Source organism: Verrucomicrobium sp. 3C, assembly GCF_000379365.1.
In the GTDB taxonomy this organism is placed as follows: domain Bacteria; phylum Verrucomicrobiota; class Verrucomicrobiia; order Methylacidiphilales; family Methylacidiphilaceae; genus Methylacidimicrobium.
Window position 1 is genome coordinate 1821165 of the sequence record NZ_KB901875.1, and the last position, 11208, is coordinate 1832372.

Sequence of the window (11208 nt, forward strand, 5' to 3'; positions counted from 1 at the left end):
ACCGTCTCCATCGGCACCCTCCGCGGACTTGGCCTCCGCTTCCTCCGATCAAAAAGCCCGTCGTATCCCCGAATCCGATACCGAGCTCGCCACCGCCGAAGGGTGCGAGGACTCCATCCCAAAATCTCCGCCGCATCCAACCAACTGATCCGCTTCGCCATCGCCCGCATAATCACCTCCTGAACTTTCATGACCCGCCATCCTTCCGCTTCGCCAAAGCCGTCCATGCCCCCATCTCATGAACTCTCCAGCCCCCAATACCCAAGCGGTCAGTTCATCTGTCCTCGCGGCGGTCACTTCACTTGCTTACGACACTGCTGGCCTGCCGCACTTGTGCGGGACGGGAGACCCTGCTATCTTCCGTTTGCTCATGGCTCAGATAAGAAATATCGCGATTATTGCGCACGTCGATCACGGGAAGACGACTCTCGTGGACCAGCTCCTCCGCCAATCCGGCACGTTCCGAAGCAACCAAGCGGTGGCGGAGCGGGTCATGGACTCGATGGACCTGGAAAGGGAGAAGGGAATCACAATTCGGGCAAAGAACGCTTCCTTCCACTACAAGGACTACAAGATCAATCTGGTCGATACGCCCGGCCATGCCGACTTTGGAGGCGAGGTAGAGCGCAGCCTTCGGATGGTGGACGGGGTTCTCTTGCTCGTCGACGCGGTAGAGGGGCCGCAGGCCCAGACGAAGTTCGTTCTCAAGAAGGCGCTGGCTGCCGGCCTTTCCCCGATCGTCCTTCTCAACAAGGTCGATCGGGAGAATGCCAGGCCCAACGAGATTCTCGACCAGGTGTTCGAGCTTTTCCTGGAGCTCGAGGCGACCGACGAGCAGCTCGACTTCCCCGCTCTCTATGCATCCGGCAAAGCCGGCTTTGCCTGTCGCGAATGGCGCGGGGTCGAGGAGGCACAGAAGCTCGGAATGGAGCCGCTTTTCGAAACGATCCTGGAAAAGGTTCCTCCTCCGAAAGCCGATACCGCGGCTCACTTGTCTCTCCTGGTCGCCAATCTCGATTACAGCGATTATCTCGGGCAGCTCGCCATCGGAAAGATCTACGGAGGACGAATCCGGGTGGGTGACTCCATCGTCTGCCTGTCGCGAGAAGCAGGACCTCGGAAGGGACGTGTGACCCAGCTCCTGGGCTATCATGGCCTGCAACGCCAGGAGCTCGCCGAAGCAGTGGCGGGAGATATCGTTGCGGTAGCTGGGATCGAAGAGGTGGACATAGGGGATACCCTTTGCGACCAGGAGGACCGGCAGCCTTTGCCGGGGATCGAGGTCGACCCGCCCACGGTCCGGATGCGCCTGCTCGTCAACAACTCTCCTCTCTCGGGCCGTGAAGGGAAATTCCTCACGGCCCGGCATCTTCGGGATCGCCTCTTTCGGGAAATCCGTACGAACGTGGGACTTCGGGTGGAAGACAACGGCACGGGCTCCTTCGAAGTGAGCGGCCGAGGCGAGATGCAAATTGCGGTCCTTGCAGAACAGATGCGCCGGGAAGGATTCGAACTCATGTTGTCGCGGCCCGAGGTGATCTACCGCAAGGACGAAACCGGCCGTGTGCTCGAGCCGCTGGAGACGCTTTACGTTGATCTCCCGCAGGCCGCCTTGGGCTCCCTCTTGGAGTCTCTGGCTCGGCGGGGCGCGGAGGTCGAAAACATGCGGCATCTGCGGGATACGGTTTTCGTGGAGGCGGTGATTCCGACGCGCGGACTGCTCGGCTTCGAGACCGAGCTGGTCAACCTGACCCGGGGGGAAGGCATCGCGAGCCACCTTTTTCGAGAGTATGGCCCCAAGAGGGGGGAGATCGTTCTCCGCGGCAACGGCGTCTTGGTTTCGATGGAGAAAGGGGTGACGACTCCCTTCGCCTTGGAAAATCTCCAGGAGCGGGGCGTGCTTTTCGTCGGTCCCGGGCAAGAGGTTTACGAGGGGATGGTCGTCGGGGAGAATGCCCGGCCCGACGATCTCCTGGTCAATCCCTGCAAGGCCAAGCATCTGACGAACATGCGCTCGCAGGGAGATGGCAAGGGAATCCTCTTGGAGGCGCCGAGGAACCTGAGCCTGGAGCAGGCGATCGAGTATATCGGTCCCGATGAGTATGTCGAAGTGACCCCGAGCAAGCTCCGCTTGCGGAAAAAGATTCTGAGCGCGATCGAAAGGCGGAGAGCGGAGGCCGCTGCGGGCGCATAGGAGAACGCTTGTGAGATGTGCAGGCTAGGTCTTGCCGCAGGCCTCCGGAGAGAAGCATGGAAGCCGTGATCGTGGTCGACATGCTCGTCGACTTCGTTCGCGGAAAGCTGGCTACGGGCCGGGAGGCTGCCTTGATCGAGCCGCTGGCGCGACTCCTTGCTGCGGCGCGGGCGGCGGACAGACCCGTGATCTACGTGGGCGATGCTCATCTTCCCCACGATTTCGAGTTGCGGCTTTGGGGAGAGCACGCGATGCGGGGGAGCGACGGAGCTCGCATCGTCGCGGAACTGACTCCCGAAAAGGACGACTACCTCTTCGAGAAACGGAGCTACAGCGCTTTCTTCGAAAGCGGGCTCGATTCCCTGCTCCGTTCGCGGGACGTGGATGCGCTCGTCCTCACCGGCCTCCACACGCATATCTGTATCCGCCACTCCGCCGCCGATGCCTTTTTCCGGGGCTACCGGATCGTTGTGCCGATCGATTGCGTGACCGCTTTTACGGAGGCGGAACACGAATCGGGCTTGGAGTACCTTCGCCGGATCTACGGGGCGGAGTTGAGCACGGGAGCCGACCTGGCGCAGCGTATGCCCCCAAGGAAGTCGCGCCGGAGATCGCCGCTATTTCCAGAAGAGAACGAGAAGTCCCAGGATTAGGGGCAGATAGGCGATCGAGGCGAAGAAGAGGGCGCGCGCCGTGGCCCGATCGGGCCGGTTGTGGAACCGAATCGCCATCCAGACAAAGAGGGCTCCGAGCGCCGCCGCTCCCGGGCCGTAGGGAAGCGAAGCCGTTCCCGCCGCCATCGGCCAGAGACTGACGAGAAAGAGGACCAAGGTGAAGAAGACCGTTTGGAAGGTCAGCTTCCGACCGGTCGCATCGACGACGACCAGCATCCGGAAGCCGGCCCGTTCGTAATCGTTGCGGTAGAGCCACGCAATGGCGAAGAAATGGGGCATCTGCCAGAGAAAGAGCAGGGCCAGGAGAAAGAGGGCGGTTCGATCCACTTCGTTCCTGGCGCTCACATAGCCGATGACCGGGGGCAGAGCGCCGGAGACCGCGCCCACCCAGGTATTCCACGGGCTGATCCGCTTGAGCGGAGTATAAAGGCAAACGTAGGTGGCCAGGGTTGCGGCGGCAACCAGCGCGGCAAGGAAGTTCGTAAAGAGCCCAAGATAGGCGACTCCGGCGGCGGCAGCAGCCATCGCGGCTGCCGCCGCATGGAGTCCGTCCACGCGGCCCGCAGCAATCGGGCGGTTTTGGGTTCGGATCATCTGCGCGTCTTGGCGGCGCTCGATCACCTCGTTCAGAACGGCCGCGGCGGCCGCCACGAGCGCGGTTCCCACGACAGCGTGGAGAGCCTGGAGGCCGTCGATCGGACGCGCGGAGCCGAGGCAAAAGCCGATGAGCGTGGTCAGCAGAACGAGGAGGGTCAGCCGGAACTTGATCAGCTCCGAAAGCTCCCCCCACCATCGAATGGGCGCCGGTATCTGCCGCGGTCCCGGTGCGGCGATCGCTTGCCGGGCGTCAGTCGGAACGGAGGCAGAGGAGGGATCGTGGACGACGTTTTTCACCGGAACCAAAGCGCAAGCCTAGGCGTGACATTCCTTTCCCATGTCGCCCATGGGATTCTTGCGGCCGGCAAGGGCCTCCCTGCTGGCGAGCCAGCGATGGCGATAGGCAATTCCGGTGCTCAGGACCGCCAGGAGGAAGAGGCCGGCCCCCAGCAGAACGTGGAGCGATGTCGGCGCGACGGATTTTCCGCTCCAGATTACAAACGCGCCTAATACGATCTGCACGGCGGTAAGAGCCAAAAACCAGACCGTCATTCGGCGGAGCGACACCAGCTTGTCCTTGCCCGACAGGCCGGAAGCGAGCACCAAGGCGAACAGGAGGATCAGAAGTGCCAGCCCGCGATGGATCAGTTGCAAATAGATCTGGAAAAGCGAGGTGGGCGCGATGCTTCGAGCCGCTCGCTGCGCGTTGATTTGCGCGAGATCGGCCTCGGTGATGTGCGGCCAGAGATGACCATACGCCGTTGGAAAATCGGGGATGGAGAGCCAGGCATGCGCGTGGCGCATGGCGGCGGCGACGAGTAGTTGCAGATAGAGAAGGAGACAGAGGCTCAAAAAGGCGCCGGGAATCCAGGACGGCAGGGCCAAGGCGGCGGTTCTTCCGGAGAAGCTTCCGTCGGCGGGGAACCACAAGCGGGCCGAGGTCGCCAGCCAGATGATCGCGACCAGAGCGAGAAATCCTTGGGCCAAGGCGGCATGAAGAATGCCTAGTCGATCGGCCACCCAGACGACACGGAGCCCTCCGACCACTCCCTGCAGGATGACCAGAAGCAGAGCGGCCGCCGCCGCCCACCTTAGCCAAGACCTGCGCTCCCGCAGCCAGATCCAACCCGCCAGTGCGATAGTCAGAAAACCGACCGCCGACGCGGTCAAGCGATGGCTATGCTCGTAGAGAACCCCTCCCGCCCAGCGAGCGAAGGGAAGGGAGAACATGCTGTAGCCGAAGCTCGTAGGCCAATCGGGAACGGACATGCCCGACTCGGTGCTCGTCACGAGTGCCCCGACGCCGATCAGCACCAGGGTTGCCACGACCAAAACACCGGTAAACCAGTGGAGGGCCTTCGAGGGGGAAAGACGTTGCGTTTCCAAGGAAAGCAATCCTAATCCCTCCTACGTACCGTGATTCGCGGGCGGCTGTCACGCCGCATTTCCTCGAGCGGTGGTTTACGGGAATGCCCGGAGGAAAGACCGAAAATCCCCGAAGAGGAAAATGGCCGTGCCGGCGGCCTGGGCGCGCGCCGGCCCAAAAAAAAGAACCTCGCGTTGGAAAAGGGCCTCCTGGCTATACGGATCGCAGGAGTTCGCCGCCATTTTTCACAAGCTTTCTCCTGCGGCATGCACAATGCGCTTGTCTGCTTCGTTGCGCTTGGTTTTTCATCGTTATAGTATATCCTCATTCAGCTCCGGGGGAAAACCGACGCCGGGCCTCGCATCCAAGCCCAATTGCGGCGTTTCGGCTACGAAATTTGTGACAAATGGCGGCTAGCATGATCAACGGACCGGAATGGGCGCGGCGGATTCTCGATGAAGTACACAAGACCGTCCTCGGTCAGGACAAGATCATCGAGAGATTGCTGATCGCCCTTCTTTCGGGTGGCCATGTCCTGATCGAAGGCATGCCGGGATTGGCCAAGACGCTTCTGGTGAAGAGCCTCTCCGCAGCGGTGGGGGTGCAATTCGAACGAATTCAATTCACTCCGGATCTTCTTCCGAGCGACGTTGTCGGCACGATGGTTTTCCAGCCGCAGGAGAGCAGATTTTATCCCCACCTCGGCCCGATTTTCGCCAACATCGTTTTGGCCGACGAAATCAATCGGGCGCCAGCCAAGGTACAGAGCGCTCTTCTGGAAGCGATGCAGGAAAGGCAGGTGACCCTGGGGGGCACCGCACACGGTCTCCCCGATCCCTTTCTTGTGCTGGCGACGCAGAATCCGATCGAGCAAGAGGGAACCTATCCACTGCCGGAGGCGCAGGCGGACCGGTTCCTCTTCAAGGTCCTGGTGGATTATCCGTCGGAAGCCGAAGAGCGCTCAATGTTGCGCTTGTGGGGAAGGCTGACGGAGACGCCGGAGGTTTCTGGGGTCTCCTCGGCCGAGGAGATCCGCCAGCTTCGGTCGCAGATCGATCAAATCTACGTAAGCCCGGCTGTCGAGCGGTATATCCTTGAACTCGTGCGCTCGAGCCGGAGGGAAGAGATCCTTGGTGGACAGAGGCTCCTTTCCTACGGAGCATCGCCGCGCGCGTCGCTGGCACTTTTCCTGGCGGGCCGCACGATGGCTTGGCTCCGCGGGCTCGAGTATGTGAGCCCGGCGCTGATCCGAGAGATCTTTCCCGATGTCCTGCGTCATCGCCTGGGCTTGAGCTACGAGGCCGAAGCTCAGGGGATTCAAGTCGCCGGGGTCTTGGACCAGTTGCTCGAGAGGACCGCCATCCCCGAGGCGGATTGAGTGGAACGGCAAGGCGACATTCATAGAGTTCCTGCAAGGAAACCTGCGATTTGAATCGCGGGAGGAATTGCGGTTGCGCGGAACGCAACACGTGATGTAGTCTTTCCGACACGCAACGCGTTGTCACCAATCGCAACTGTGTTTACCAGACCGCATACCATGTGGTATGGTGTCCGAAGTATCGGATCGACGTGTTGACGGGACCGGTGGCCGAGGAAATGCGAGCGGTGCTGGATTCGATTTGCGCGGAAAGAGATTGGCCGATGATCTCCAAGGAGATTCAGCCGGACCACATCCATCTGTTTCTCAGCATGCCTCCCGCCATTGCCGTGGCCGACGCCGTCAAGGTGCTCAAGGGCGTTACGGCTCGCTTGCTGTTTCAACGGTTTCCAGCACTTAAGGAGCGGTTGTGGGATGGACATCCCTGGTCTCCATCCTATTACGTCGGCACCGCCGGCAATGTCAGCGCGGAAACCATCCGTCGCTACATCAAACGATCCGAACACGTCACCAAGAGGCGATAGGCCATGATGCGCACGGCGTCGATCAAGTTGGACGCGTCGCCAGAGCAGCGAGCGGCGCGGCGCTTGCCGCGCTGCAATCCGACTTTGCGAACGCCTGCCAGCGGCTTTCCGCCGTCGTTCGCGAGCATCGGGTCTGGAATCGGGTGGCATTGCATCAACGGACCTATTCGGATCTGCGTTCTTCGACTCCGCTGGGGCAGCCAGATGTGCTGCAATGCCATCTTTTCGGTTTGCAAGGCGTACAAGGCACTCGTACAGGCGGTTAACCGCGGGCCGGCATCTTCCGAAAGCCAGCGTCCCGGCAAGCGCACTACGGCTAATCCGCGCTTCCCGACGCGCCTCCGCGCACGCCAGCGGCCTCTCTCTTCGAGCGCGCACGCGCGCCTCGCGACGCGTCGTCGACGAGGACAGCCGCTCGCTAAGCCGTCACGACCCATCTGCGCTAGCGCGACGTCGACGCGCTCACAGAGAATGCCGTCTCGCGTCTTAGCACGCCGGGTGGGACGCACACTTCGCGATGCGTCTTCGGCGGAACCACCAGCGGCGCATCCTCTCCTCCGGCCGGCCGCGACGAAGGAGGCGGAACTGGTCTTTCGCAAAGGCAACTGGGTATTTCAACCTCGTCGTCGAATCCGACGACAAGGAGCCGATCGCATCCGGCCCGGTAATGGGAGTGGATGTCGGCGAAAACAATCTCGCGGCACATAGTTTGGGAGGGATGTTCGGAGCCGGTCGTCTGTGCGATCGTCGCGACCGCCATCTCGCCCTGCGTCGCCGTCTCCAGTCCAACGGCAGCCGAAGCGCAAAACAGAAGCTTCGGCAGGTCTCCGGCAAGGAGAGGCGGCACGTCACCCATGTGAACCACGAGACGAGCAAGGCCATCGTGCGGGAGGCGCTCGAGGCCGGAGTTGCCAAGATCATGATGGAGGACCTGACGCATATCCGAGACCGGATCAAGGCTGGCAAGCGCATGCGAGGAAGATTGCATCGCTGGGCCTTCCGGCAGCTCCAACGCTTTGTCGAGTACAAGGCGAAATCGGCCGGCATCGCGGTCGAATACGTCGATCCGGCCTACACGAGCCAAACCTGCTCGTCTTGTAAACAATTGGGCAGACGCACGAAGCATCGGTTCGCGTGTCCTCACTGTGGTCTCCGGGCGCACAGCGACTTGAGCGCGAGTCGGAATCTTGCCCGGATTGGCGGAACGGCGGTTCCGCCAAGGGCGGCCGTAAGCACGCCTAATGTTGGAGGTGCGGATGTTGGCAACCATGTCTGCGCTTCACGATAAAGCCTGCGACTTCAGTCGCGGGTTGTTTACGGGCTCGCCCGAAGATCTTTCTCGAGTTGTCGCGGCCTGTGCGCTTTTGCGCCGCCTGGAATGGCGTGTGCGCCATTCGACGAGGTCCTTGTTGGAAGGAGGTTACCGGTCTGCCTTTCGCGGCAAGGGCATGGAGTTCGAGCAGGTAGTGCGCTACGAGTTCGGCGACGATGTGCGGGATATCGATTGGAATGTCACGGCTCGGAAGGGTGAGCCTTATCGCAAGAAGTTCGTGGAAGAGCGTGAGCTCTCGCTCCTGCTTCTGGTCGAGGACAGTCCGTCGCTCTGCTTTGGCTCTCAGGGCAAGACCAAGCGGGAGACCGTCTTGGAAGCCGCCTGTTTTTTTGGTCTGCTTTCTGCCGATAATCGAGACCGAACTGCCATTCTCCACGTCTATCCCGGCGGATACGTCCTCTATCCTCCAATGCGCCATCGGCGCGGGATCCTTCGTTCGCTCTTGCAGTTGATGACGAGCCGGTCTCCCGATCTCTGGCCTCTGCCGGAGCCGGAGATCCCGTGGAAGGTTGTGCATTCGGCCTTGTCGAGGGGCGGAGTTCTGGTCTGGCTGGGAGATTTCGCGGGTGAGACAAAGCCTTTGGACTGGGTTGGGTTGCGATCGAGGTTCGAGTTAGTGGGGGTGCGGATCGAAGATCCTTGGGAGAGGAGGCTGCCGGATATGGGCCTGGTCGATGTCTTCGATCCGACCTCCGGGGAATTTCTCTCCCTGAACACCTCTTCGCGCGCCGTTCGCCGACTCCAGGAGGAGTGGGCCCGGGAGCGGGAGAAGCGATGGAAGGAGCTTTTCCCCGCCCCTCGATCTCGCTGCGTACTCAGCACGGGCGGCCACATCTCCTCGGAACTCGCTCAATTCCTGCTTGCGCGCATGCGCGAAATGAATGTTGCTTAACGGGCGGCTCGGGCCAGAGCAACGGCCGGGGTCGTCAGCTCCGTTTTTACACATGGGCCATCTGCGACTGGGGCAGCCGTTCTTTCTCCTTCTTGCCGCCGTTCTCCCGTTGCTTTTGTGGGCGAGGAGCCGGAGGCAATCGTCTGCCTGGCTGCTCCCGTTCTCCGGACGCTGGAAGCCGAAGCGAAAGACCGGCTCGGGGAAGATGGCGATCTTTTGCGCCTACGCCGGCCTGGTACTGGCGATCATCGCTCTGGCACGACCCTTGGAGGAGAGGGGGATCTTTCGTATTCCCCGGGAAGGATATGACATCCTGCTCGTTCTGGATCTCTCGGGAAGCATGCTGGCCGAGGATTATGAGCGGGGCGGTCGAACGGTGAGCCGGTTCGAGGCGGTGCAGGGCGTCGTGAAGTCTTTTTTGGAGAAGCGTGTGGGAGATCGGATCGGCCTGGTGGCTTTTTCTGGGAGGGCCTACACCGTAAGCCCCCTGACCTTCGATCATCGTTGGCTTGATCGGCAGATCGATCGGCTGGAGGTGGGAATGATCGAAGATGGGACAGCGATCGGCGATGCAGTGGGCCTCGCCCTTGCGCGGCTGGCGGGCAAGCAGGCGAAGGAGGCCGAAAAGAGAAAGGGGAAGTTTCTCATTCTCTTGACCGATGGCGGGAATAACTGTGGGGCGCTCTCCCCGGACGAAGCAATTGAGCTGGCGATGCAAAAGAGGATTCCCATCTTTACCATCGGGGCTGGCCGCCTGGGCGAGGCGAGCCCGTCCCTCCTCGAGGACAGGGGAGGGAGCGCCGCCAATGAGATGAGCCCTTCGGACCTTGATGAGGAGTTGCTGCAACGAATGGCGAGGCAGACCGGCGGGCGCTATTTTCGAGCGCTCGATGAGGGAACGATCCGTGAAGCCTTTGCGGCGATCGATGCGGAAAAGAAGGTGACGTTTTCGGATCGCCCCGGACTGCTGACGGACGATCTCTACCCGTATTTCCTGGCTCCCGCCTTCCTCTTGTGGGGTCTAGCCCTCTTCCTGGCTCGACGCCGCCAACTCGCTTGACCCGGTGCGCGGCAAGGCTTCGCTTTCAGGCCGGGGAAGGATCTTCCACCACTACAGGTCGCATCGCCGCCTTGGCGACTGCTCCTTCCGGAAGATAACCGCTCCAGACGACGCCTGGGTGGACCAGCGCCCGGCGGCCGAGGATCGATCCCGGGTTGAGGACCGCATTGCACCCGACTTGCGCATGATCCCCGAGGATCGCGCCGAACTTGCGCAGGCTTGTGGGAAATACGGTTTCGCCGAAGCGGACCCGCACTTCGTCTCCGCGGAGGCGAAGGTTCGAGAGGATTGCGCCAGCACCCAGGTGGGCGTGGGCGCCCAGGATGGAATCGCCCACATAGTTGAAGTGCGGAACCTGCGCGCCGTGGAAGAGCAGAGCGTTTTTGAACTCGCAGGAGTTGCCGAGGACGCAGCGGTCCCCCACGATGACATTCTGCCGTACGAACGCTCCGGGGCGGACCGAGCAGTTCTCCCCGATCCAGGCCGGACCCAGAAGAACGGCTCCCGCCTCGATGATGCTCCCTCTGCCGATCCGGACCTTGGGCCCGACAGTGGCGAGGGGAGACACCTCTCCCAGGATGGCGGGCTCCAGCCGATCCTCCAGGTAAGGAGCGATCCGTGGCAGAACTTCCCAGGCCCAGGAGATCCCGAGGAAAAGAGAGGCATGTTCGGTCTGGATGAGATCCAAGAGACGGTCGGGAGTAAAAGGAGGCAGGATCTCGGGCATCGCCGCTCCCTAACGATTTGTGGAACTGCGGGCAAGCCGATTTTCTCTCTGGGCCGTCCGCCGACCTGGCTTACCCCGGAAAAACCCAGGGAAAAGCCGATGTTGAAGACATGTCAAACTGACCGCTTTGGTAACAAGTGATCTGACCGCTTGGGATATTGGATTGTTGTTTCCTTTGGGGTTCTTGCCCTTGCCCCGGGGCAAGGGCAAAGTTCTGCTCCTCTTTTAAGCCGCCTTGGTTTGGTGTGGCTCCAGCGGCTTGCCCTCCGAGTCGTACCAGCCGACGATCCGGTGGCCGTACCGGACGCTGAGGTTGCCGTCGAGATGCTCACAGAGCCGGACGCGGCATTTTGCCAAGCCCATACGCCAGCTTTGGGGCAAGATCTGAAGCTTCTTCCGCCCCCAGTGGACCGTGTTGTCGTTGCCGACGATTCGGTCGTCCTGAACGCAGAGGATCCCATCC

The 11208-nt window shown here is 61.5% G+C and carries 11 protein-coding genes and 2 pseudogenes; 8 read left to right on the forward strand and 5 right to left on the reverse strand.

Translation table 11 applies throughout. The annotated features are described in order from the left end of the window. Positions 1-191 (reverse strand): helix-turn-helix domain-containing protein (locus A37A_RS16890; RefSeq protein ID WP_231363846.1); only part of this gene is annotated, 191 nt, incomplete at its 3' end. A 179-nt stretch (positions 192-370) separates the two neighbouring features. On the opposite strand from A37A_RS16890, the gene typA reads away from it, so the two are divergent. Beyond that, positions 371-2194 (forward strand): translational GTPase TypA, encoded by a 1824-nt coding sequence (typA, locus tag A37A_RS0109615; protein ID WP_018291288.1) that lies wholly within the window; start codon positions 371-373, stop codon positions 2192-2194. A 56-nt stretch (positions 2195-2250) separates the two neighbouring features. Beyond that, positions 2251-2847 (forward strand): cysteine hydrolase family protein, encoded by a 597-nt coding sequence (locus A37A_RS0109620; RefSeq protein ID WP_018291289.1) that lies wholly within the window; start codon positions 2251-2253, stop codon positions 2845-2847. On the opposite strand, the gene cyoE is transcribed toward A37A_RS0109620, so the two are convergent. After that, positions 2812-3762, reverse strand: a complete 951-nt coding sequence (gene cyoE, locus A37A_RS0109625) for a heme o synthase (RefSeq protein ID WP_018291290.1) — start codon at positions 3760-3762, stop codon at positions 2812-2814. The genes A37A_RS0109620 and cyoE overlap by 36 nt on opposite strands. 18 nt (positions 3763-3780) lie before the next feature. Then, positions 3781-4851, reverse strand: coding sequence for a heme A synthase (locus A37A_RS0109630; RefSeq protein WP_018291291.1), 1071 nt, complete (start codon positions 4849-4851; stop codon positions 3781-3783). Between the two features lie 30 nt (positions 4852-4881). Here A37A_RS0109630 and A37A_RS20120 point away from each other — a divergent pair, with 30 nt between their 5' ends. The 6 genes and pseudogenes from A37A_RS20120 to A37A_RS0109660 all read left to right on the forward strand — a co-directional run bounded on the left by A37A_RS20120 (position 4882) and on the right by A37A_RS0109660 (position 10018). Next, entirely contained in the window at positions 4882-5148 is a 267-nt protein-coding gene (locus tag A37A_RS20120) for a hypothetical protein (protein ID WP_155996552.1), read from the forward strand. Between the two features lie 89 nt (positions 5149-5237). After that, positions 5238-6209, forward strand: a complete 972-nt coding sequence (locus A37A_RS0109640) for a MoxR family ATPase (protein ID WP_020494256.1) — start codon at positions 5238-5240, stop codon at positions 6207-6209. 134 nt (positions 6210-6343) lie between these two features. Next, a pseudogene (gene tnpA / locus A37A_RS0109645) lies at positions 6344-6733 on the forward strand (IS200/IS605 family transposase); the annotation flags it as partial. 517 nt (positions 6734-7250) lie between these two features. Then, positions 7251-8021, forward strand: a complete 771-nt coding sequence (locus A37A_RS19280) for an RNA-guided endonuclease TnpB family protein (RefSeq protein WP_018291295.1) — start codon at positions 7251-7253, stop codon at positions 8019-8021. Positions 8022-8097: 76 nt separating this feature from the next. After that, the gene (locus tag A37A_RS0109655) at positions 8098-8958 is read left to right on the forward strand and encodes a DUF58 domain-containing protein (RefSeq protein ID WP_231363847.1); all 861 of its coding nucleotides are present in this window, start codon (positions 8098-8100) and stop codon (positions 8956-8958) included. A gap of 52 nt (positions 8959-9010) precedes the next feature. Continuing rightward, positions 9011-10018: a VWA domain-containing protein gene (locus tag A37A_RS0109660; RefSeq protein WP_018291297.1), complete on the forward strand. Its 1008-nt coding sequence runs from the start codon at positions 9011-9013 to the stop codon at positions 10016-10018. Positions 10019-10043: 25 nt separating this feature from the next. Here A37A_RS0109660 and A37A_RS0109665 read toward each other — a convergent pair whose 3' ends face one another. Both A37A_RS0109665 and A37A_RS16900 read right to left on the reverse strand, forming a co-directional pair. Continuing rightward, positions 10044-10745, reverse strand: coding sequence for a hypothetical protein (locus A37A_RS0109665; protein ID WP_018291298.1), 702 nt, complete (start codon positions 10743-10745; stop codon positions 10044-10046). 225 nt (positions 10746-10970) lie between these two features. Beyond that, a pseudogene (locus A37A_RS16900) lies at positions 10971-11208 on the reverse strand (transposase); the annotation flags it as partial.